The following is a 21013-nucleotide window of genomic DNA, read 5'->3' as shown; positions in this document are numbered from 1 at the left end:
CCCGTGGGTGAGGCCTTGCGTCGCGATGGGTCGCAAGGCCACTCCCGAGAGGTGGAAAATGTGCTGGTTATTCCGGCGAACGGAAGCTCAGGCTGTAGTTGACCGCCTTCGGGCCTGGGTCAAGGATGTCCAGGGCTATGTGGATCGGTGTCTGGCTGGGCATTTCGCCACGGCCGGCCAGTTCTCCCGACAGGTACTCGCTTGGTTTGAACCGGCGGCTGGCGATCAGTTGGCCGTTGAGGTCGGCGAAGCGCAGCTCCAGCAGCGGGAACGGCTGGGCGAACGGCGCACGGTTGTAGATGATCGCATCCACGATCAGGGCACCTTTGAAGTCCGGGTGACTGCGCACAACCAGGTTGCTGCTCTTGATCCGGGCAATGTCGACGCGGGTGGGGACCTGACAGCCGACCAGCGGGCAGACTTGCTGGAAGATCGGCCGGTACTGGTCCTGGCGGGCCATTTCGTCGAAGTGGAACCAGACATACTGAAATGCCAGCAAGCCAGCGGCCAGCAGGGTCAGGAAGCCCCACAGCAGACGCTTGCCCCAGTTGGGCGCGGGCTTTTCCCAGCCCAGCTGCAGCGGGTCGTCGACCACATCGACCAGCGGCTCCTTGCGCGACGGGCGCTCGGGTTTGCTGGCCAGGCCCGGTTCCAGGCGTTCGCCGGGTAACGCCTCGACAGGGTCGTCATCGTGCGCCGACAGGTGCAGCGGCAATGGCTCATCGTCGCGGGCGCTCAGGCCTTTTTCCGGCATATCGTCATCGCTGGCACGCAGCGGTTCGCTGAATGCGGGCTGGTCATCGATTTCGGCTGCGCGGTGTACGGGCGGCTCCTCATCGATGTCCAGGTCGAGATTGCTGCCCAGGGTAGGCTCGGTGCGCTCCCCAGGTTCTGGCTGCAGGTCCAGCGGGTGGGGCTGCGGCTCAAGCAGCACCGGTGCGGGCTCTGCCGCAGGGTGCGGCTCGAAAGGGTCATCGGTGGCAGTGCCGAACAGGCCGTGCTCGTGCGCATGCTCGTCCGGGTGCGGATCGTCACGCCGCGCCTGCAACCCGTTATCCGGATTGGCGGGGCGTGCGGGGGCCGGTTGGCCGCGCCGCTCCAGGCGTGCCAGTTCCTGGTCGAGGTCCAGTGCGTCCAGCGCTTGGGCAGTGAGGGCCCACTCCTCGTCCGGCGTTATGCTGCGCTCGCGGCTCACAGGTTCGGGGGTAATCGCCGGCGCTGGCACTGGCTCGGCAGGCGCCGCGGGTGCCGGCGCCGCTACCGGCACCTCAGGTGCATTGGCACGGGTTTGCTCCAGCAGTTGCTTGGCGGCGTTGAACACCTGCAGGCAGTGGCCGCAACGCACCACGCCACGCGCCACGCTCAACTGGTGGTGGGTGACGCGAAAGCTGGTCTGGCAATGCGGGCACTGGGTGACGAAACTGTCGGTCATGCGGCGATCCGGGAGCTGTGCAAGAGAGTATTCTAGGCCCGCTTAGCGGCGCCGACCACTGATGCGTACCCAGCCATCGCGGACGACGATCGGGTCCAGGTCGAAGTCTGCAGCGTAGGCGGCAGCCACTTCTTCACCCTGCTCGGCGAGGATGCCCGACAGCGCCAGCAGGCCACCTGGGCGGACCAGGCCGGACAGCTGCGGCGCCAGCGACACCAGTGGGCCGGCAAGGATGTTGGCGACCAGCACGTCGGCTTGCATCGCCGGCATGTGCTCGGGCAGGTACAGCGCCAGCTTCTCGTCGGCAATGCCGTTGCGCTGGGCGTTGTCGCGCGAGGCCTCGATGGCCTGCACGTCGATGTCGGTACCCACCGCTTCGCGGGCGCCCAGCAGCAGCGCAGCGATGGCGAGGATGCCCGAGCCGCAGCCGAAGTCCAGCACCTGGGTGCCGTCGAGCTGCTGGCCATCGAGCCATTCCAGGCACAGTGCGGTGGTGGGATGGGTGCCGGTGCCGAAGGCCAGGCCTGGGTCCAGCAGCAGGTTCACGGCGGCTTTATCCGGGGCGTCGTGCCAGCTGGGCACGATCCACAGGCGACGGCCGAAGCGCATCGGCTGGAAGTTATCCATCCAGCTGCGCTCCCAGTCCTGATCTTCGATCACCTCGGCCTGGTGCTCGGGCAACGCGGTGCCAGTCAGCAGGCGCAGGTGGGCGAACACCTGCTCAGGGTCGGCATCGGCTTCGAACAGGGCCAGCAGGTGGGTGTGTGACCACAGAGGGGTGGTGTTCAGGTCTGGCTCGAAAATCGGTTGATCCTCGGCATCCATGAACGTGACCGAGACCGCGCCTACTTCAAGCAGGGCATCTTCGTAGGTTTCGGCTTGTTCCGGGCTGATGGCCAGGCGTACTTGCAGCCAAGGCATGGCGGGCACCTTTGGTAAATCGACAGAAGGCAGCCCCAGGCTGCGCGAAGGCTGGCAGTTTACGCGAGTGCGGGGGGTTTGTAGAGAAGGCCGGGCTCGCTCCTTGTGGGGACGGCCTTGCGTCACGATCGGGCCGCAAAGCGGCCCCGTGTTCCAGCATTTATTCAGGGTCGCATCAGACGAAGCAGAGCGAAAGCGACTCAGCTATATAAGCAGGCTTGTCTTCGCCCTCGATCTCCAGTGTGGCGATCGCCTTGAGCAGCCACTGCCCCGGCTTTTTCTCCGTCACCTCGGCCAGGTCCACCTTCAAACGCACTTGGCTATTCACCTTCACTGGCTGGATGAAGCGAACGCTGTCCAGCCCGTAGTTCACGACCATCTTCAAGCCTTGTGGCAGCACCAGAATGTCTTCGATCAGCTTGGGTATCAGGGACAAGGTCAGAAAGCCATGGGCGATCGTGCCGCCAAACGGTGTTTTTGCTGCCTTTTCCGGGTCAACATGGATGAACTGGAAGTCGCCGGTAGCCTCGGCGAACAGGTTGATGCGCTGCTGGTCGATCTTCAGCCAAGCCGAGCGCCCCAGCTCCTTACCAACGTATTGCGAAAGCTCTGTAACCGGTACATAGGGCATCGCGGACTCTCCCGATTGTCAGTTGGTACGAAAGTGCAAGATCAGCACGGCGAACCGCTTCAGTCAAGTTACCCGCTTTTCGGCGAATATCGGTCTATTGCCCCGCGTGCTTATAATGACGGCCATGCCCGAGGGAGATGCTTATGCTGTTGCGTGGTTTGACCTGGCTGGTGCTGTTCCAGTTGCTGGGGACGGCGATCAATCATCTGTTGGTGCCGTTCCTGCCGGGGCCGATCATCGGCCTGTTGCTGCTGTTGTGCTTCCTGATGGCCCGTGGCGAAGTCGGTAAGCCGCTGAACGAAGCAGCCGGCAGCCTGCTGCGCTACCTGCCGCTGTTGCTGGTGCCACCGGCCGTGGGGGTGATGGTGTATGCCAAAGACATCGCCGCCGATTTCTGGGCGATTGCCGGCGCCTTGCTGATCTCCTGCCTGCTAACCCTGGTTTTTGTCGGTGTGTTGATGCAAAAGCTCATCCATCGCCAGGGTAAGCGTGAGGAGCAACCATGACGCTTGACTGGCAAGGCACCCTCAGTGCGGTCGTGCATCATCCCTTGTTCGGTATCGGTATTACCCTGGCGGCCTACCAGGTGGTGCTGGCAGCCTACGAGAAGACGCGCTGGATCTTCCTGCAGCCGGTGCTGGTGTCGATGCTGCTGGTGATCGGCGTGCTGCTGGTGTGCGGCCTCGACTACGGCGAATACCGCAAGAGCACCGAAATCATGAACACCCTGCTTGGGCCTGCCACCGTGGCCCTGGCCGTGCCGCTGTATCTCAACCTGCGGCGTATTCGCCAATTGTTCTGGCCCATCTTTACTACGCTGGTAGTCGGGGGCCTGTTCGCCACCTTGTGCTGCCTGCTGCTAGGCTGGTGGTTCGGCGCCGAGCACATGATCCTGATGACCATGGCGCCCAAGTCGGTGACTTCGCCCATTGCCATGCTGGTGGCCGAGCAGATCGGCGGCGTGGCGGCCCTGGCGGCGGTTTTCGTGCTGATCACCGGGGTGATCGGGGCGATCTTCGGCCCGGCGCTGTTGAGCCGCTTTGGCGTGCACAGCCCCGAGGCGCGTGGCATGTCGCTGGGCGTGACCGCACACGCGGTGGGTACTTCGGTGGCCCTGCAGGAAAGTGACGAATGCGGCGCCTTTGCCGCGCTGGCGATGAGCCTGATGGGCGTGGCCACGGCGGTGTTTCTGCCGCTGGCGGTCAGCCTTGTGGCTTGAGGAGTTGTGATGACGCTACCGCTGTTTCCGCTCAATACCGTGCTGTTTCCGGGCTGCTTCCTCGATTTGCAGATTTTCGAGGCGCGCTACCTGGACATGATCGGGCGCTGCATGAAGCAGGGCGAAGGTTTCGGGGTGGTGTGCATCCTTGAAGGCGAACAGGTCGGCAAGGCGCCGCCTGTGGTCGCCTCGATAGGTTGTGAAGCGGTGATCCGCGACTTCGTGCAGCAGGACAACGGACTGCTGGGTATACGCGTTGAAGGTGTGCGGCGCTTCAACCTGGACAGCACCGAGGTGCAGAAGGACCAATTGCTGGTAGGGCAGGTGCAATGGCTGCCCGAGCAGGCGGACAGCCCGTTGCTCGAGGCGGATGACGACCTGCTGGCGCTGCTGGTGGCCCTGGGCGAGCATCCGATGGTTGAAGCCCTGGACATGCCGCGCCAGGTGGACGGGCGCCAGGCGCTGGCCAACCAGCTGGCGTACCTGTTGCCGTTCATGGAAGAAGACAAGCTGGACTTGCTGAGCATTGACTCGCCGCAAGAGCGGCTGGAGGAAATCCAGAAGTTGCTGGAGCGGATTCAGGGTGAGCTGTTCGCCTGACGTTTTTCAGGGGCTGCGCCGGCCTCCCCGCAGCGTGTGCTGCGAAAAGGCCAATGCCGGCGGCATCAATATTGGTATCTAAGCAAGGCCTGCGGCAACGCATGCATGGCAAAGAACGCCAGCAACGCCACACACGCCGGCAGCACCAGCCACCACACCCGTTGCGGCAAGGCCGGTAGCGTCTGCTGTTGCTGCACCAAGGTCAGGCTGAGCGCGCACACGCAGCACGCCAGCAAGGCCCCGGCGAGAATGTCGGTTGGCCAGTGCGCCCCCAGGTATACCCGTGACAGGGCGATCGCCAGCGCCGGAATGCAGCCCAGCATTACCCAGGTCAGGCGCATGCGTGGCGGCTGACCGCGCCCGGCCAGCACCGCCATCACCAGGAAAAAGGCAAAAGACGCCGAGCTGTGGCCGCTGGGCATGCTGTAGCTGGTCAGCGGGTCGGTCAGTACTTCGGGCCTGGCGCGGGCGAACAGCCATTTAAGGCTGCCATTCGCGAGCGCTGTACCCATCAAGGCGCCCCCGGCGAACAGCGCATGGCGCCACTGCCGGGCAAGCAGCAGCAAGCCTGTCAGCAAGCCACCGAGGAAGAACTGGGTCTTGAAGTCGCCCAGGCGAGTGACCAGCACCACAGTGCCGTCAATGGCCTGGCTGCGGTGCTCCTGTACCAGCGTCATCACGCCTTGGTCGAATTCGTGCAGGTAGGGCCAACCGAGGAAAATCCCAGCCAGGGCGAGGAAACTCAACCCCGCGACCAGGCGGGTGCCGTGGCGCTGGTCGCGGATGCTGCTGTTCAGGCTCAGGCCGATCACCACCGCCAGGGTGCCGGCGATAATGCCGGCGTCCAGCCAGAAGCCCTCAGGCAACGGTAGGCGCATGGCCGCGCCAGTCGCCCAGCCAGGCAGCAGGTAAGCCACCGACCAGCCGGCGCCGGCCACCAGGCTGACGGCAATGAAGCGCGGCAGCGGCATGTCGAACATGCCGGCGACCATCGGCAGCATGGGCCGAAGCGGGCCGATGAAGCGGCCTACCAGCAGGCTGGCGATACCGTAGCGCTGGAAGTACGTTTCGGCGCTGCCGATCCATTCCGGGTGGTGGCGGAGCAAGGGCAAGCGCCGAATATTCTGGTGGAAGTGCTTGCCCACGGTATACGACAGGGCATCGCCCAGCAGCCCGCCGAGAAAGCCCAGCAGCAGTGTTTCGCCCAGGCTGAAGGCGCCGCTGCCGGCCAGCACCGCAACGGCGAACAGCAACACGGTGCCCGGCACGATGATGCCGGCGATGGCCAGGCATTCAATGCAGGCCACCAGGAAAATTGCCACGCCAAGCCACTGCGGGTTGGCGCTGAGCCAGCCGGTCAGGCTGTCGAGCCATTCGCCCATGTTCAGCTTCCTTGTTCGAGAATGAAGAAATCGCGGCCTTCGACTTGGCCGCGCCGTAATGGGTTCCGCGTGCAGAAACGGGCGTATTCGGCATCGACGAAGCGGTAGGGCAAGTGTTCGTCGCGCCCGTGCGGGATGCCCAGGCGGGCGGCCTGGATCACCTTCGGCACGGCATTGCCGCAGTCCTCCACGTACAGGCGCCCGGTGTCGAAGCGCTGGGCGTCCCAGTGCGGCACTTTCAGGCCCAGAGCGCGGCACAGCAGGGTCTGCCCGGCACACAGGCGCTCATCCGGGCGCAGCCTGCCGCTGGCATCGGGGTTGTTCAGTTGCATCTGCGCCAGGCTGTCGGGCCCCGAGAGGTCGTCCTGCCAAGGGTAGGCCGATTTGATCAGCACCGCGTTGCCAGGGCCATGGGCGCTGAAGTTCAGCGAGTCGCCGCCGCGGGCGTAGTACATGTAGATGTGCCCACCGTCGAGGAACAGTGCCTTGCGCTTTTCGGTGTAGCCGAGCGAGGCGTGGCTGCCTTTGTCGGTCAGGTAGTAAGCCTCGGTTTCGATGATGCGCGCGGCCAGCCACAGGTTGCCTTGGCGATGGCGGATGACCTTGCCCAGCAGGGCCTTGGCCAGGGTCTGGGCGTCACGGTCGAAAAAGCTGTCGGGCAGGGCTGGCATGCGGGCAGTTCGTGGCTGGGGAGGCGGGGATGATAGCAATGAATGGCTTAATCGAGGCTGAACCTGCAGGGGGATTGATTGGTATCCATATGTTTCATTGGTAGGGGGCTGGAGGTGTTCGCCTTGGGGTGTTGGGTGTCTGTGAGATCGAGCGCCGCGTGGGCGGCGCTCGATCTCACAGGCGCCAAACACCTCCAGGCGAACACCCATTTTCTACCATCCGCCACCCGCCGCTGGGCGTACACCTGCGCGGCAGTTATAATCAGCCGATTTCCCCTTCGCCAAGACACCGAACCCATGACTGAGTCCGTTCTTGACTACATGACCCGCCTGGGTCGCGCTGCCCGTGAGGCCTCCCGGGTGATCGGCCGTGCCAGCACCGCGCAAAAGAACCGCGCCCTGCAAGCCGCCGCCGATGCGCTGGACGCCGCGCGTGCCGAGCTCACTGCCGCCAACGAACTGGACCTGGCCGCTGGCCGCGCCAATGGCCTGGAGCCGGCGCTGCTCGACCGCCTGGCGCTGACCCCGGCCCGCATCGACGGTATGATCACCGGCCTGCGCCAGGTGGCCAGCCTGCCGGATCCGGTCGGCGCCATCCGCGACATGAGCTACCGCCCATCGGGTATCCAGGTCGGCAAGATGCGTACACCCCTGGGGGTGATCGGGATCATCTACGAATCGCGTCCGAACGTGACCATCGATGCCGCCAGCCTGTGCCTGAAGTCGGGTAACGCGACCATTCTGCGTGGCGGCTCCGAAGCCATCCATTCCAATCGCGCGATTGCCACCTGCATCCAGCGTGGCCTGGCCGAGGCCGGCCTGCCGGCGGCCGTTGTGCAAGTGGTCGAGACCACCGACCGCGAAGCCGTGGGCGCCCTGATCAGCATGCCCGAGTTCGTCGATGTCATCGTGCCGCGCGGTGGCCGTGGCCTGATCGAGCGCATCAGCCGCGACGCCCGCGTACCGGTTATCAAGCATCTGGACGGTATCTGCCACGTTTACGTCAGCCAGCATGCTGACCTGGACAAGGCCTGGAACGTGGCCTTCAACGCGAAGACTTACCGGTACGGCATCTGCGGCGCGATGGAAACGCTGCTGGTCGACCAGCAGGTTGCCGAGCGCTTCCTGCCGGAAATGGCCCGCCGCTTCCAGGAAAAAGGCGTGGAGCTGCGTGGTTGTGAGCGCACCCGTGCGTTCATCGACGCCAAGCCCGCCACCGAAGACGACTGGCACACCGAGTACCTCGACGCGATCCTGTCGATTCGCGTCGTCGACGGCCTGGACCAGGCGATCGAGCACATCAACCATTACGGCTCGCACCACACTGATTCGATCATCAGCGAACATCAGGGTGAGGCCCGCCAATTCATGGCCGAAGTCGATTCGGCCTCGGTCATGCTGAACACCCCGACCTGCTTTGCCGATGGCTTCGAGTACGGTCTCGGCGCGGAAATCGGTATTTCCACCGACAAGCTGCATGCTCGCGGCCCGGTCGGCCTGGAAGGCCTGACCTGCGAGAAGTACGTGGTGATCGGCGACGGCCAGCTGCGCGGCCAGGGGTCCTGCTGAGTTGAGCAAGGCCCAGGTAGTCCGGCGCATCGGCATTCTAGGCGGCACCTTCGACCCCGTGCACATCGGCCACCTGCGCAGCGCGCTGGAAGTGGCCGAGTTCATGGGGCTGGACGAGCTGCGCCTGTTGCCCAACGCCCGGCCGCCGCACCGCGATACCCCGCAAGTCGCCGCGCTGGATCGCCTGGCCATGGTTCGCCAAGCAGTGCAGGGCGTCGACTGCCTGAGCGTCGATGCCCGCGAGCTGGAGCGGGACAAGCCGTCGTACACCATCGATACGCTGGAATCGATCCGCGCCGAACTGGCCGGCCACGACCAGCTGTTCCTGGTGCTTGGCTGGGATGCCTTCTGCGGCCTGCCTGCCTGGCATCGCTGGGAAGAACTGCTGCAACATTGTCACATCCTGGTGCTGCAACGCCCGGATGCCGACGTAGAACCCCCTGACGAGCTGCGCAACCTGCTGGCTGCGCGCTCGGAGAGCGATCCCACCGCCATGTCCGGCCCGGCGGGAAATATTTCGTTCGTCTGGCAGACACCGCTTGCGGTGTCGGCTACACAGATCCGACAGCTGCTGGCCAGCGGCAAATCGGTGAGGTTCCTGGTGCCGGACGCCGTACTGGCCTACATCGAGGCGCACGAACTGTATCGTGCGCCTAACTGACGGTGCCTCTGGCGCCTCATCCAACGAGTTGAACGAGTTTTATATGACCAAGCAGAAAATTTACGGCGAAGAACTGGTCGCAGTGACCAAGGCAGCGCTGGAAGACGTCAAGGCCCAGGATATCCAGGTCATCGACGTGCGCGACAAGCACAGCCTGACCGACTACATGATCATTGCCACCGGTACCTCCAACCGCCAGATCAACGCGATGGCCGAAAAGGTTCGCGAAGCCGTCAAGGCCAAGGGCGCCCAGCCACTGGGCGAAGAAGGCAAGGGTGACAGCGACTGGGTACTGCTGGACCTGAACGACGTCATCGTGCACATGATGACCGCCGCCGCCCGTCAGTTCTACGACCTGGAGCGCCTGTGGCAGGGTGCCGAGCAAAGCCGTGCCGCCGATGGCAAGCACCACAGCCCGGACCATGCCCACGAGTACTCCGACAAGCTCAAAAACCGCGAATAAGGAAAGCGCTGTGCGTCTGCGCCTGATCGCGGTCGGCTCGCGCATGCCGAAGTGGGTCGAGGAAGGCTGGCATGAATATGCCAAGCGCCTGCCTGCCGAGCTGTCGCTGGAGCTGGTGGAAATCCCGCTGAACACCCGTGGCAAGAATGCCGATGTCGCCCGCCTGATCCGTCAGGAGGGCGAAGCCATGCTGAGCAAGGTGCAGCCCGGGGAACGCATCGTTACCCTCGAGGTCCATGGCAAGCCGTGGAGTACCGAGCAGCTGGCCACCGAGCTGGACCGCTGGCGGCTCGATGCGCGCACGGTAAATTTGATGGTGGGGGGCCCGGAAGGCCTGGCGCCGGAGGTTTGCGCGCGCGCTGAGCAACGTTGGTCGCTGTCGCCGCTGACCCTGCCGCACCCGTTGGTAAGGATACTCATCGGCGAGCAGATCTACCGCGCCTGGACCGTGTTGTCCGGGCACCCTTACCACAAATGAGCCTGTAAGCCGTCCGATGTCGCAGCCGATCCGTCTCAAGGACCACGAGAAAGACGCCCGCCTGGTGCGCAACCGCGTCGTGGTCGGCGCAGTGGCGATCATGTTGCTCATCTGCGTGTTGATTGCGCGGCTGTACTACTTGCAGATCATCCAGTACGACTACCACTCGACGCTGTCGGAAAACAACCGGGTGCATGTGCAGCCGATTCCGCCGACACGCGGGCTGATCTTCGACCGTAATGGTGTGATCGTGGCCGACAACCGGCCCAGCTTTAGCCTGTCGATGACCCGCGAACGTGCCGGTAATTGGCAGGAAGTGCTGGACACCATCGTCGAAGTGCTGGAACTGACCGACGACGACCGGGCGTTGTTCGAGAAGCGTATGCGCCAGGGGCGCCGGCCGTTCGAGCCGGTGCCGATCCTGTTCGAGCTCAACGAAGAGCAGATCGCCCGGGTCGCGGTAAACCAGTTCCGCCTGCCAGGCGTGGAAGTGGTGGCCCAGTTGGTGCGGCATTACCCGCAGGGTGCGCATTTCGCGCATTCTGTGGGTTATGTGGGGCGGATCAACGAGAAAGAGCTTAAAACCCTCGATCCGGTCAACTACAGCGGCACCCACCACATTGGCAAGACCGGCATCGAGCGCTTCTACGAGGACGCCTTGCATGGCCAGGTGGGTTACGAGGAGGTCGAGACCAACGCCCGTGGCAGGGTGCTGCGGGTGCTCAAGCGCACCGACCCCAAGCCGGGCAAGGACATTGTGCTGAGCCTGGACATCAAGCTGCAGGAGGCCGCCGAAGCCGCTCTGGGTGGCCGGCGTGGCGCGGTGGTGGCGCTCGACCCGCGTACCGGTGAGGTGCTGGCGATGGTCAGCCAGCCAAGCTTCGATCCCAACCTGTTCGTCACCGGCATCAGCTTCAAGGCCTATGCCGAGCTGCGCGACTCGATCGACCGGCCGCTGTTCAACCGCGTGTTGCGCGGGCTGTACCCGCCCGGTTCGACCATCAAGCCGGCCGTGGCCATCGCCGGCCTCGACAGTGGCGTGGTCAATGCCGGCAGCCGGGTGTTCGACCCAGGCTACTACCAGTTGCCCAACTACGATCACAAGTACCGTAACTGGAACCGCTCCGGCGATGGCTGGGTCGATCTGGACACCGCGATCATGCGTTCCAACGACACCTACTTCTACGATCTTGCGCACAAGATGGGCATCGATCGGCTGTCCAGCTACATGAACAAATTCGGCATTGGCCAGCGGGTTTCCCTCGACATGTTCGAGGAATCCTCCGGGTTGATGCCGTCGCGCGAATGGAAGCGCGCCACTCGTCGCCAGGCCTGGTTCCCTGGCGAAACCCTGATTCTCGGCATCGGCCAGGGCTACATGCAGGCCACGCCGCTGCAACTTGCCCAAGCGACTGCACTGATCGCCAACAAAGGCGTGTGGAACCGCCCGCATCTGGCCAAGACCATCGAGGGCCAGCCGCCGGTGGACGAGAACCCGATGGAAAACATCGTGCTGCGTGACAAGTCAGACTGGGCCAAGGTTACCCATGGCATGGAGCAGGTGATGCACAACGCCCGTGGTACCGCGCGCAAGGCTGCTGTTGGTGCCCAGTACCGCATTGCCGGCAAGAGCGGTACCGCCCAGGTGGTGGCGATCAAGCAGGGCGAGAAGTACGACCGCAACAAACTCCAGGAGCGCCACCGCGACCACGCACTGTTCGTCGCCTTTGCCCCGGCCGATGACCCGAAGATCGTGGTCTCGGTGATGGTCGAGAACGGTGAGTCCGGCTCCGGTGTCGCGGCGCCCGTGGTCCGCCAGATCATGGACGCCTGGCTGCTCGACGAAAACGGCCGGCTCAAGCCCGAGTTCGCGCCAGCCACCGTTACCCAGGAATCGTCCCTGTGATGAACAATTTCGATCGCATGCTCTCCAGCGAGGATGTGATGCGTCGGCGCGCCAGCTTTCTGCAGCGCATCCATGTCGACGGCCCCTTGCTGATCATCCTGCTGACCCTCGCAGCCGGCAGCCTGTTCGTGCTGTATTCGGCCAGTGGCAAGAACTGGGACCTGCTGCTCAAACAGGCCACGTCGTTCGGTATCGGGCTGGTGTCGATGTTCGTCATCGCCCAGCTGGAGCCGCGTTTCATGGCCCGCTGGGTGCCCTTGGCCTACCTGACCGGGGTGCTGTTGCTGGTGGTGGTGGACGTGATGGGCCATAACGCCATGGGTGCCACGCGCTGGATCAACATCCCCGGGGTGATCCGCTTCCAGCCGTCGGAGTTCATGAAGATCATCATGCCGGCGACCATTGCCTGGTACTTGTCCAAGCGCACATTGCCGCCGCACTTGAAACATGTGGCGATCAGCCTGGTGCTGATCGGTGTGCCGTTCATCCTGATCGTGCGCCAGCCCGACCTGGGTACGGCGCTGCTGATCCTCGCCTCCGGCGCCTTCGTGCTGTTCATGGGCGGGCTGCGCTGGCGCTGGATCCTCAGCGTGCTGGCGGCGGCGGTGCCGGTGGCGGTGGCGATGTGGTTCTTCGTCATGCACGACTACCAGAAACAGCGGGTGCTGACCTTTCTCGACCCGGAAAGCGACCCGTTGGGCACCGGCTGGAACATCATCCAGTCCAAGGCGGCGATCGGCTCGGGCGGGGTGTTCGGCAAGGGCTGGCTGCTCGGCACCCAGTCGCACCTGGACTTCCTTCCGGAAAGCCATACCGACTTCATCATTGCCGTGCTCGGCGAGGAGTTCGGCCTGGTCGGCATCTGCCTGCTGCTGATTGTCTACCTGCTGCTCATCGGCCGTGGCCTGATGATCACCGCCCAGGCGCAGACCCTGTTCGGCAAGCTGCTGGCGGGCAGCCTGACCATGACCTTCTTTGTATACGTGTTCGTCAATATCGGAATGGTCAGCGGCCTTCTGCCCGTGGTGGGCGTGCCGCTGCCCTTCATCAGCTATGGCGGAACATCGTTGGTGACGCTGCTGTCAGCGTTTGGCGTGCTGATGTCGATCCACACGCACCGCAAATGGATCGCGCAGGTTTGAATAAGGTGAACAATTTCATGCAAGCAGTGCGTAACTGGGCTGCCCGTTGTGTGCCGTGGATCGGCGCGGTGGGCCTGTTCGGCGCTGTACAGCTGGCCCATGCCGGCGATTATCAGGGCTCGCCACAGGTGGCCGCGTTCGTTGGCGAAATGAGCCGCGATTACGGTTTTGCCCCTGAGCAACTGATGGGTGTGTTCAGTGAGGTACAGCGCAAGCAGTCGATCCTCGACGCCATTTCGCGTCCGGCCGAACGGGTCAAGCCGTGGAAGGACTACCGGCCGATGTTCATTACCGACGCGCGCATCGCCCGCGGTGTGGACTTCTGGCGCCAGCACGAGGCTGTGCTGGCCCGCGCCGAGCAGGAATACGGCGTACCGGCGCAGTACATCGTCGCCATCATCGGCGTCGAAACCTTCTTTGGCCGCAATACCGGCAATTACCGGGTGATCGATGCGCTGTCGACCCTGGGCTTCGACTACCCGCCGCGGGCCGAATTCTTCCGCAAGGAGCTGCGCGAGTTCTTGTTGCTGGCCCGTGATGAGCAGCTCGATCCGCTGACACTCAAGGGCTCCTATGCAGGGGCCATGGGCCTGCCGCAGTTCATGCCAAGCAGCTTCCGCAACTACGCGGTGGACTTTGACGGCGACGGCCACATCAATATCTGGAACAACCCGGACGATGCCATCGGCAGCGTCGCCAGCTACTTCAAGCGCCACGGCTGGGTGGCCGGGGAGGGCGTGGTCAGCCGTGCCTGGGTCGAGGGTGCGCGGGCCGACGAGGGCTTGACCACTGGCATCGAGCCGGTCAAGACGGTCGGGGAGTTGCGCGCGCTTGGCTGGTCGGTTCATGATTCGCTGCGCGATGATCTGCCGGTTACAGCCTTCCGTCTTGAAGGCGATAGTGGCCCCGAGTACTGGATGGGGCTGAAGAACTTCTACGCGATCACTCGCTACAACCGCAGCGTGATGTATGCCATGGCAGTGCATCAGCTTGCGGAACAGCTGGTTCAAGTACGGGGCGTCAAGTAATGCGCGCAATCATCTCTGGCAACTCTTTCAAGCTGCTGACCTGCCTCGCCGTCGGCGTGGTGCTGGCCAGCTGCTCCTCCAATCGCCCGACCCAGCAAAGCAGCGGCAACGTCGTGCGTAGCCAGCCGGGCCTGGACATCAACCGGGCCCACAAGGACGGCGCACCGTGGTGGGACGTGGATGTGAACAAGATCCCCGACGCCACGCCGACCGTGCACACCGGCAACTACAAGGCCAACCCGTATACGGTGTTGGGCAAGACCTATTACCCGATGCAGGACTCGCGCAACTACCGCGCCGAGGGCACCGCGTCGTGGTACGGCACCAAGTTCCATGGGCAGAACACCGCCAACGGCGAACTGTACGACCTGTATGGCATGAGCGCGGCTCACAAGACCCTGCCCCTGCCGGCCTACGTCAAGGTGACCAACCTCGCCAATAACCGCAGCGTCATCCTGCGGGTCAACGACCGTGGCCCGTTCTATTCCGACCGCATCATCGATTTGTCCTACGCTGCGGCAAAAAAGCTCGGTTATGCCGAGATCGGTACCGCGCACGTGCGTGTCGAGGGCATCGACCCGCAGCAGTGGTGGGCCCAGCGTGGCCAGACCCCGCCGATGGTGCTGAAGGAACCGCAAGTGGCGCAGACCCAGGCGATCCCGGCCAGTACCGGTCGTGTCGAGCAATGGACCCCGCCGCCACAGCAGCACGCGGCGCCGGTGGTGCCGGTGCAGGTGGGTGGCAACAACGTACCTGGCGGCAACGGCGGCAGCTTCCTGCAGGTGGGGGCCTTCGCCAACCCGGACGCCGCCGAGTTGCTGCGGTCCAAGCTCAGCACCATGGTCAGCGCGCCGGTATTCATCAGCTCTATCGTGCGCAACCAGCAGACCCTGCATCGGGTGCGCCTGGGGCCGATCGGCAGCCAAGGCGAGATACAACAGGCTCAAGACAGCATTCGCCTGGCGAACTTGGGGCAGGCCAAGCTGGTCACAGCTGACTGACTGTGGGCGCGGGCTTGCCCGCGGAGAAGGCAGCACCAAACTGTCGGTTTTGTCATGAATTGCCGGGCGCAGGCATGTACAATGTCGGCTTTTGCCCGCAGTGACATAACGCCGCACTTTGCTGGGCCAGGCCCTCGGCCATAAAACTAGACTGACTGGCGCTGGGCACATGATCTTGCCCAGGGAACATCAGACCATTAGCGATTTTCGAGAGACGGATGAACATCACCAACCTTGCCAAACGACTTTGCCTGCCTGTACTGCTGCTGATCACGCCTGCCGCCTTCGCGGCTGAGCAGATGACACCTGCACCACCGCAACTGGCAGCCAAGTCCTACGTACTCATGGACGCGTCCAGCGGCAACGTGCTGGTCGAGAACAACGGTGACGAGCGCCTGCCGCCAGCCAGCCTGACCAAGCTGATGACCGCCTACATCGCCACCCTGGACATCCGTCGTGGCCAGATCGGCGAGAATGACCCGGTTACCGTCAGCGAAAACGCCTGGCGTACCGGCGGTTCGCGCATGTTCATCAAGGTGGGCAGCCAGGTAACGGTCAGCGACCTGCTGCACGGCATCATCATCCAGTCCGGCAACGACGCCTCGGTCGCCCTGTCCGAGCACATCGCCGGCAGCGAAGATGCCTTCGCCGACATGATGAACAAGACGGCTGCCGACTTGGGCATGAGCAATAGCCACTTCATGAACCCGACCGGCCTGCCGAACCCGGAGCACTACTCGTCTGCCCACGACATGGCGATCCTGGCCCGTGCGATCATCAACGTCGACCCGGCCCACTACGCCATCTACTCGCAGAAAGAGTTCTTCTGGAACAACATCAAGCAGCCTAACCGCAACCTGCTGCTGTGGCGTGACAAGACGGTCGACGGCCTGAAAACCGGCCACACCGAGGAAGCCGGCTACTGCATGGTGGCTTCGGCTGTGCGCGACGGCCAGCGCCTGATCGCCGTGGTGTTCGGCACCAACAGCGAGCAGTCGCGCGCTGCCGAGACCCAGAAGCTGCTGACCTATGGCTTCCGCTTCTTCGAAACCCAGACCTTCTACCAGAAGGGCACCGAGCTGACCCAGGCACCGGTCTGGAAAGGCGCCTCCAGTGTCGTCAAGGCGGGCCTGGCCGACGACCTGACCATGACTATGCCTAAAGGCCAATTGAAGCGCCTGCAGGCTTCCATGACCATGAACCCGCAAATTACTGCACCAATCGCCAAAGGTGACGTGATCGGTAAAGTGGAAGTCAAACTGGACGAGCAAGTGGTTCACAGCGCCGACCTGATCGCCCTCGATGGTGTCGAGGAAGGTGGTTTCTTCCGCCGTATGTGGGATAGCATCCGTCTATTCTTCTATGGCTTGTTCAACTGATACGTGACCTGCAAGCCCCCGCAGATCCGGCGGGGGCCTTGTTGTTGCCACGGCTTACGAGGCCGTTTCCGCCATGAGCGAACCAGACGTAAAGTCGCACAAGATCGAATTCCCCTGCGCCGATTACCCGATCAAGGTAATCGGCGATACCGTTGTCGGCTTCAAGGACACGGTGATCGAGATCCTCAGCAAGCACGCCAAGGTCGACATTTCCACCCTGGCTGAACGCCAGAGCAAGGAAGGCAAGTACACCACGGTGCAATTGCACATCGTTGCCGAAAGCGAGAACCAGCTGCACGATATCAATAGCGCCCTGCGTGCTACCGGCATCGTGAAAATGGTGCTTTGATGTCCGCCTGCCTCGGTTTTCGCGAGCTTGGCCTACAGCCGTACGAACCGGTGCTGGAGGCCATGCGTCGCTTTACCGAGCAGCGCACCCCGGACAGCCAGGATGAAGTCTGGCTGGTCGAGCACCCCGCAGTCTTCACCCAGGGCCAGGCCGGCAAGGCCGAGCACCTGCTGGTGCCGGGCGACATCCCGGTGGTGCAGACCGACCGCGGCGGCCAGGTGACCTACCATGGCCCCGGGCAGCTGGTGGCCTACCTGCTGCTGGATGTACGCCGTCTGGGCTTTGGCGTGCGTGAGCTGGTCAGCCGTATCGAGCAGAGCCTCGTTGATCTGCTCAGCAGCTACGCCGTGCAGGCTTCTGCCAAGCCCGACGCCCCAGGCGTCTATGTCGATGGAGCGAAAATCGCCTCCCTCGGCCTGCGAATTCGCAATGGCCGTTCGTTCCACGGCCTTGCCCTGAACGTGGACATGGACCTTGCGCCATTCCGCCGAATCAACCCCTGCGGTTATGCGGGGCTGGCGATGACCCAGCTGCGTGACCTGGCAGGCCCGATCGAACTCGACGAGGTCAGGACAAGGCTGCGCGGACAGCTGGTCAAGCACCTCGACTACGCTGAGCAGACGACCCTCACGGGCGGAATCGACTGAATATGACAACTGTGCAAGAAGCCGTGCCGAACCTGATACCCACCCAGGATGCCACCCCGCGCCCAGCGCCAAAGAAGGTGGAAGCTGGGGTCAAGCTGCGTGGCGCCGACAAGGTCGCGCGCATCCCGGTAAAGATCATCCCTACAGACGAGCTGCCGAAAAAGCCCGACTGGATCCGCGTGCGTATCCCGGTATCGCCCGAGGTCGACCGTATCAAGCAGTTGCTGCGCAAGCACAAGCTGCACAGCGTTTGCGAAGAGGCATCCTGCCCGAACCTGGGCGAGTGTTTCTCTGGTGGTACTGCCACTTTCATGATCATGGGTGACATCTGTACCCGTCGTTGCCCATTCTGCGACGTTGGCCATGGCCGGCCGAAGCCGCTGGATCTGGACGAGCCGAAAAACCTGGCGGTCGCCATCGCCGACCTGCGCCTGAAGTATGTGGTGATCACTTCGGTGGACCGCGACGACTTGCGCGACGGCGGCGCCCAGCACTTTGCCGACTGCATCCGCGAAATCCGCGCGCTGTCGCCTGGTGTCCAGCTGGAAACCTTGGTGCCGGATTACCGTGGCCGTATGGACGTTGCGCTGGAAATTACCGCGCAAGAGCCGCCGGATGTGTTCAACCACAACCTTGAGACCGTACCGCGCCTGTACAAGGCTGCGCGTCCGGGGTCGGACTACGACTGGTCGCTGGACCTGCTGCAGAAATTCAAGCAGCTGGTACCGCATGTGCCCACCAAGTCGGGCCTGATGCTCGGCCTGGGCGAAACCGACGAGGAAGTGATCGAAGTGATGCACCGCATGCGTGAGCATGACATCGACATGCTCACCCTCGGCCAGTACCTGCAGCCTTCGCGCAGCCACCTGCCGGTGCAGCGATTTGTCCACCCCGACACCTTCGCCTGGTTCGCCGAGGAAGGTTACAAGATGGGCTTCAAGAACGTCGCATCGGGCCCTCTGGTACGTTCTTCGTACCACGCCGACCAGCAGGCGCACGAAGCCAAGATCAAGCTCTGAGCCTGGGCTGAAGCACAAATGCCGATGCTTGCCGAAAAGGCAGCATCGGCATTTTTTTTTGCGGGCCACAAGCCATAAGCTACGAGCGAGAAGAAGTCTGGAGCTGCATGATGAATTGTGTCGATACTGTTCACGTACTTTTGCCCAGGGCGATCCCGAAGGATGCCTGCTTCGCGATCATTGCGCCGGCAGGCTCGGCGCGGCTGGACACGCACAAGGTAAGCCAGTGGTTCGCTGACCGTGGCTACCGTTGCCGGATTTACCCAGGCGCCCTGCAGGCCCAGGGCTACCTGGCGGGGCCAGACCAGCAGCGCCTGCGGGACCTGCATGATGCCTTTGCCGAGCCGGCCATCGACGCCATCCTGTGCATGCGTGGCGGCTATGGCAGCATGCGCCTGCTCGATCAGCTCGACTTCGCGCTGATCCGGCGCAACCCCAAGCCGCTGATCGGCTATAGCGACATCACTGCGTTGCACGCGGCGATTTACCGGCACGCCGGGTTACTCACCTTCCATGGCGGGATGCTCAATGCGGATCTGCTAGGGGCCAAGTTGCCACCGACGGAGTCGTCGTTGCTGGCGCAGCTGGGTGGGCATCTGCGCGCGGGCGAGCAGATCGTGCACCCGGCGGACTATGCCTTGAGCAGTGTATTACCGGGCGTGGCCAGCGGCCCGCTGCTCGGTGGCAACCTGTCGATGCTGGGTGCGACCATGGGGACGCCCGCCGAGCTGGATACCCAAGGCTGCATCCTGTTCATCGAGGACGTCAACGAGCCGTTGTACCGGGTGGACCGGCTGCTGACCCAATTGCGCCTGGCCGGCAAGCTGGAGGGCGTGAAGGGCGTACTGGTGGGCGACTTTGCCGGTATTACCACGGCGGCTTTGGCGCCGTTGCTGAAAGATATCTTCGCGCCGCTGGGGGTGCCGGTGCTGGCGGGGTGGCGCAGTGGGCACTGCGACCCGAATGTGTGCCTGCCGTTGGGGGCTAGGGTAAGGCTGGACAGTGTTCAGCAGAGCCTGGTGCTGGAGCAGGATCTGTTCAAGGCTTGAGGTACCCGGGCTGCTTTGCAGCCCATCACGACGCAAGGCCGGTTGCGCAGCAGATCGCATTCTTAGCTGGGAAGGGCCTTGTGTCGCGAAAGGGGCGCAACGCGCCCCCCCCCCCGGCATTCTTATTGGCTACGCAGGCTCTCGAGCAGCTTGTGGGTTGGGTAGCCATCGGCCGGCCAGCCCAGACCCTGCTGGGCATTGCGGATGGCCTTGCGGGTATTGGCACCGATAATGCCATCGGCATTACCCGCCTCATGGCCGCGGCTGTTCAACAAGTTCTGCAACTCCATACGCTCGCTGCGGCTGAGCGGCAGGTCTTCCTTGGGCCAGCTGCCGGCGATGAAGCCCCAGCCACTGAAGCGGTCTCCCAACAGGCTGACGGCCAGGGCATAGGACGATGAGTTGTTGTACTTGAGGATGGCGCGGAAGTTGTCCAGCACCAGGAACGCCGGGCCTCGGGCGCCCGCTGGCAACAGCAGGGCCGCAGGCAGCTGATTGCTACCCGGCGGCAGCTGAGTACCTGCAGGCAGCTTCACACCCATCGCCAGCCATTCGCTGACCGGTTTGCGCAGTGCCCCATCGGCTTGCCAGAAATCGAACCCAGCGGGCACTTGTACCTCGAAGCCCCATGGCTGACCACGCTTCCAGCCCGAGCTCTGCAGGTAGTGGGCAGTCGACGCCAGGGCGTCCGGGGTACTGTTCCAGATATCGCGGCGACCATCGCCGTCAAAGTCCACGGCATGGGTGTTATAGGTGGTCGGGATGAACTGGGTCTGGCCCATGGCGCCGGCCCACGAGCCACGCATGGCCTCTGGCTGGATGTCGCCATGCTGGATGATCTGCAGGGCCGCGATCAGCTGGTCCTGGGCGAATTGCGGGCGGCGGCCTTCGTAGGCCAGGGTCGCCAGCGAGCGGATCACCGACTTGTTGCCCTGGAACTGGCCGAAGTTACTTTCCATGCCCCATACCGCGACCAGCACCTGGCGGTCGACGCCATAGCGTTGCTCAAGGCTTGTCAGCAACTCGGCATTCTGCTCCAGCAGTTTTTTGCCGTTGCGCACGCGCAGCGGCGAAAGCGCACCTTCAAGGTATTCCCACACCGGGCGGGTGAACTCCGGCTGGCTGCGGTCGGCCTTGATCACGTCCAGGTCTGGAGTGACACCAAGGAACGCGCGGTCGAAGGTACTCGGCGAAATACCGGCTTGGAGAGCCTGCTGACGGAAGCCTGCCTGCCATTGCGCGAAGGTTTGCAGAGGCTGGATTTCAGTGCTGACGTCGGGCGTTGTGCCGGGCACGGTCACCACTGGAGCGGGTTGGGCTGGGGCCAGCGGCAGCGCGTCGGCGGCAGTGGGTTTTTCCGCGCAGGCAACCAGCAGGATGAAGCTGGAGGCGGCGATCAGCTGGCGGGTTTCCCAACGGGGGAGAAGACGGAAGAGCATGCACAGATCCAGAATTGCAGGTCAGAT

The 21013-nt window shown here is 63.5% G+C and carries 22 protein-coding genes; 16 read left to right on the top strand and 6 right to left on the bottom strand.

The window, feature by feature from the left end; genetic code table 11:
• Positions 1 to 67: 67 nt before the first annotated feature.
• From OO258_RS06445 to OO258_RS06435, 3 genes are all read right to left on the bottom strand, one after another.
• On the bottom strand, positions 68 to 1432 hold the full coding sequence (locus tag OO258_RS06445) for a DUF3426 domain-containing protein (protein WP_266029286.1): 1365 nt from the start codon (positions 1430 to 1432) through the stop codon (positions 68 to 70).
• A gap of 42 nt (positions 1433 to 1474) precedes the next feature.
• Positions 1475 to 2353: a 50S ribosomal protein L11 methyltransferase gene (gene prmA / locus OO258_RS06440; RefSeq protein WP_110746018.1), complete on the bottom strand. Its 879-nt coding sequence runs from the start codon at positions 2351 to 2353 to the stop codon at positions 1475 to 1477.
• Between the two features lie 175 nt (positions 2354 to 2528).
• Positions 2529 to 2984, bottom strand: a complete 456-nt coding sequence (locus OO258_RS06435; protein ID WP_110746019.1) for a MaoC family dehydratase — start codon at positions 2982 to 2984, stop codon at positions 2529 to 2531.
• Between the two features lie 143 nt (positions 2985 to 3127).
• Between OO258_RS06435 and OO258_RS06430 the strand changes: the two genes are divergently transcribed.
• Genes OO258_RS06430 through OO258_RS06420 form a run of 3 tightly spaced genes read left to right on the top strand, consistent with a single transcriptional unit; the run spans position 3128 to position 4803 of the window.
• Positions 3128 to 3490 (top strand): CidA/LrgA family protein, encoded by a 363-nt coding sequence (locus OO258_RS06430; RefSeq protein ID WP_266029285.1) that lies wholly within the window; start codon positions 3128 to 3130, stop codon positions 3488 to 3490.
• Positions 3487 to 4203, top strand: a complete 717-nt coding sequence (locus tag OO258_RS06425) for an LrgB family protein (RefSeq protein WP_110746021.1) — start codon at positions 3487 to 3489, stop codon at positions 4201 to 4203. Before OO258_RS06430 ends, OO258_RS06425 begins: the two co-directional genes overlap by 4 nt.
• A gap of 9 nt (positions 4204 to 4212) precedes the next feature.
• Positions 4213 to 4803 carry an LON peptidase substrate-binding domain-containing protein gene (locus OO258_RS06420; RefSeq protein ID WP_266029284.1) on the top strand — a complete coding sequence of 197 codons (591 nt, stop codon included), beginning with the start codon at positions 4213 to 4215 and terminating at the stop codon, positions 4801 to 4803.
• Positions 4804 to 4868: 65 nt separating this feature from the next.
• Here OO258_RS06420 and OO258_RS06415 read toward each other — a convergent pair whose 3' ends face one another.
• A complete protein-coding gene (locus tag OO258_RS06415; protein ID WP_110746023.1) occupies positions 4869 to 6185 on the bottom strand; it encodes a bifunctional DedA family/phosphatase PAP2 family protein in 1317 nt (438 codons plus the stop codon).
• Positions 6186 to 6187: 2 nt separating this feature from the next.
• Entirely contained in the window at positions 6188 to 6856 is a 669-nt protein-coding gene (locus OO258_RS06410; RefSeq protein ID WP_266029283.1) for a DNA-3-methyladenine glycosylase, read from the bottom strand.
• Positions 6857 to 7153: 297 nt separating this feature from the next.
• Here OO258_RS06410 and OO258_RS06405 point away from each other — a divergent pair, with 297 nt between their 5' ends.
• The 13 genes from OO258_RS06405 (at position 7154) to OO258_RS06345 (ending at position 19547) form a co-directional block, all read left to right on the top strand.
• The gene (locus OO258_RS06405) at positions 7154 to 8425 is read left to right on the top strand and encodes a glutamate-5-semialdehyde dehydrogenase (protein WP_110746025.1); all 1272 of its coding nucleotides are present in this window, start codon (positions 7154 to 7156) and stop codon (positions 8423 to 8425) included.
• 1 nt (position 8426) lies between these two features.
• Complete coding sequence (gene nadD / locus OO258_RS06400) at positions 8427 to 9086, top strand: nicotinate-nucleotide adenylyltransferase (protein ID WP_110746026.1); 660 nt, start codon at positions 8427 to 8429, stop codon at positions 9084 to 9086.
• Between the two features lie 43 nt (positions 9087 to 9129).
• The gene (gene rsfS / locus OO258_RS06395; protein WP_266029281.1) at positions 9130 to 9549 is read left to right on the top strand and encodes a ribosome silencing factor; all 420 of its coding nucleotides are present in this window, start codon (positions 9130 to 9132) and stop codon (positions 9547 to 9549) included.
• A 10-nt stretch (positions 9550 to 9559) separates the two neighbouring features.
• A complete protein-coding gene (gene rlmH, locus OO258_RS06390) occupies positions 9560 to 10027 on the top strand; it encodes a 23S rRNA (pseudouridine(1915)-N(3))-methyltransferase RlmH (RefSeq protein WP_003249722.1) in 468 nt (155 codons plus the stop codon).
• Between the two features lie 16 nt (positions 10028 to 10043).
• Positions 10044 to 11933 (top strand): penicillin-binding protein 2, encoded by a 1890-nt coding sequence (mrdA, locus tag OO258_RS06385; protein WP_266029280.1) that lies wholly within the window; start codon positions 10044 to 10046, stop codon positions 11931 to 11933.
• A gap of 38 nt (positions 11934 to 11971) precedes the next feature.
• Positions 11972 to 13075, top strand: coding sequence for a rod shape-determining protein RodA (rodA, locus tag OO258_RS06380; RefSeq protein WP_009685828.1), 1104 nt, complete (start codon positions 11972 to 11974; stop codon positions 13073 to 13075).
• 17 nt (positions 13076 to 13092) lie between these two features.
• On the top strand, positions 13093 to 14103 hold the full coding sequence (mltB, locus tag OO258_RS06375; RefSeq protein ID WP_266029279.1) for a lytic murein transglycosylase B: 1011 nt from the start codon (positions 13093 to 13095) through the stop codon (positions 14101 to 14103).
• Positions 14103 to 15104, top strand: a complete 1002-nt coding sequence (locus tag OO258_RS06370) for a septal ring lytic transglycosylase RlpA family protein (RefSeq protein ID WP_266029278.1) — start codon at positions 14103 to 14105, stop codon at positions 15102 to 15104. The genes mltB and OO258_RS06370 overlap by 1 nt, the downstream gene beginning before the upstream one ends.
• Positions 15105 to 15322: 218 nt before the next feature.
• A complete protein-coding gene (locus tag OO258_RS06365) occupies positions 15323 to 16483 on the top strand; it encodes a D-alanyl-D-alanine carboxypeptidase family protein (protein WP_266029277.1) in 1161 nt (386 codons plus the stop codon).
• A 73-nt stretch (positions 16484 to 16556) separates the two neighbouring features.
• Entirely contained in the window at positions 16557 to 16832 is a 276-nt protein-coding gene (locus OO258_RS06360; protein ID WP_110746030.1) for a DUF493 domain-containing protein, read from the top strand.
• Entirely contained in the window at positions 16832 to 17479 is a 648-nt protein-coding gene (gene lipB, locus OO258_RS06355; RefSeq protein ID WP_266029276.1) for a lipoyl(octanoyl) transferase LipB, read from the top strand. The genes OO258_RS06360 and lipB overlap by 1 nt, the downstream gene beginning before the upstream one ends.
• 2 nt (positions 17480 to 17481) lie before the next feature.
• Positions 17482 to 18498 carry a lipoyl synthase gene (gene lipA, locus OO258_RS06350; RefSeq protein ID WP_003249742.1) on the top strand — a complete coding sequence of 339 codons (1017 nt, stop codon included), beginning with the start codon at positions 17482 to 17484 and terminating at the stop codon, positions 18496 to 18498.
• A gap of 110 nt (positions 18499 to 18608) precedes the next feature.
• Positions 18609 to 19547, top strand: a complete 939-nt coding sequence (locus tag OO258_RS06345) for a S66 peptidase family protein (protein WP_266029275.1) — start codon at positions 18609 to 18611, stop codon at positions 19545 to 19547.
• Positions 19548 to 19669: 122 nt separating this feature from the next.
• Here OO258_RS06345 and OO258_RS06340 read toward each other — a convergent pair whose 3' ends face one another.
• Positions 19670 to 20986, bottom strand: a complete 1317-nt coding sequence (locus OO258_RS06340) for a lytic murein transglycosylase (protein ID WP_266029274.1) — start codon at positions 20984 to 20986, stop codon at positions 19670 to 19672.
• Positions 20987 to 21013: the final 27 nt, after the last annotated feature.

Origin of the sequence: Pseudomonas sp. DCB_BI (genome assembly GCF_026240995.1) — a bacterium.
In the GTDB taxonomy this organism is placed as follows: domain Bacteria; phylum Pseudomonadota; class Gammaproteobacteria; order Pseudomonadales; family Pseudomonadaceae; genus Aquipseudomonas.
The sequence above is the reverse complement of the archived record's forward strand: the minus strand, read 5'-3'. Positions and strand labels throughout refer to the sequence as shown.

Excerpts from the sequence above, each read along its gene's own strand:
- OO258_RS06360 (WP_110746030.1), top strand. The coding sequence starts at position 16,557 with ATGAGCGAACCAGACGTAAAGTCGCACAAGATCGAATTCCCCTGCGCC.
- OO258_RS06435 (WP_110746019.1), bottom strand. The coding sequence starts at position 2,984 with ATGCCCTATGTACCGGTTACAGAGCTTTCGCAATACGTTGGTAAGGAG.
- OO258_RS06365 (WP_266029277.1), top strand. The coding sequence starts at position 15,323 with ATGAACATCACCAACCTTGCCAAACGACTTTGCCTGCCTGTACTGCTG.
- OO258_RS06415 (WP_110746023.1), bottom strand. The coding sequence starts at position 6,185 with ATGGGCGAATGGCTCGACAGCCTGACCGGCTGGCTCAGCGCCAACCCG.
- OO258_RS06420 (WP_266029284.1), top strand. The coding sequence starts at position 4,213 with ATGACGCTACCGCTGTTTCCGCTCAATACCGTGCTGTTTCCGGGCTGC.
- rodA (WP_009685828.1), top strand. The coding sequence starts at position 11,972 with ATGCGTCGGCGCGCCAGCTTTCTGCAGCGCATCCATGTCGACGGCCCC.
- rsfS (WP_266029281.1), top strand. The coding sequence starts at position 9,130 with ATGACCAAGCAGAAAATTTACGGCGAAGAACTGGTCGCAGTGACCAAG.
- OO258_RS06425 (WP_110746021.1), top strand. The coding sequence starts at position 3,487 with ATGACGCTTGACTGGCAAGGCACCCTCAGTGCGGTCGTGCATCATCCC.
- OO258_RS06405 (WP_110746025.1), top strand. The coding sequence starts at position 7,154 with ATGACTGAGTCCGTTCTTGACTACATGACCCGCCTGGGTCGCGCTGCC.
- lipA (WP_003249742.1), top strand. The coding sequence starts at position 17,482 with ATGACAACTGTGCAAGAAGCCGTGCCGAACCTGATACCCACCCAGGAT.
- OO258_RS06430 (WP_266029285.1), top strand. The coding sequence starts at position 3,128 with ATGCTGTTGCGTGGTTTGACCTGGCTGGTGCTGTTCCAGTTGCTGGGG.
- OO258_RS06345 (WP_266029275.1), top strand. The coding sequence starts at position 18,609 with ATGAATTGTGTCGATACTGTTCACGTACTTTTGCCCAGGGCGATCCCG.
- mrdA (WP_266029280.1), top strand. The coding sequence starts at position 10,044 with ATGTCGCAGCCGATCCGTCTCAAGGACCACGAGAAAGACGCCCGCCTG.
- lipB (WP_266029276.1), top strand. The coding sequence starts at position 16,832 with ATGTCCGCCTGCCTCGGTTTTCGCGAGCTTGGCCTACAGCCGTACGAA.
- OO258_RS06410 (WP_266029283.1), bottom strand. The coding sequence starts at position 6,856 with ATGCCAGCCCTGCCCGACAGCTTTTTCGACCGTGACGCCCAGACCCTG.
- prmA (WP_110746018.1), bottom strand. The coding sequence starts at position 2,353 with ATGCCTTGGCTGCAAGTACGCCTGGCCATCAGCCCGGAACAAGCCGAA.
- OO258_RS06340 (WP_266029274.1), bottom strand. The coding sequence starts at position 20,986 with ATGCTCTTCCGTCTTCTCCCCCGTTGGGAAACCCGCCAGCTGATCGCC.
- OO258_RS06445 (WP_266029286.1), bottom strand. The coding sequence starts at position 1,432 with ATGACCGACAGTTTCGTCACCCAGTGCCCGCATTGCCAGACCAGCTTT.
- mltB (WP_266029279.1), top strand. The coding sequence starts at position 13,093 with ATGCAAGCAGTGCGTAACTGGGCTGCCCGTTGTGTGCCGTGGATCGGC.
- OO258_RS06370 (WP_266029278.1), top strand. The coding sequence starts at position 14,103 with ATGCGCGCAATCATCTCTGGCAACTCTTTCAAGCTGCTGACCTGCCTC.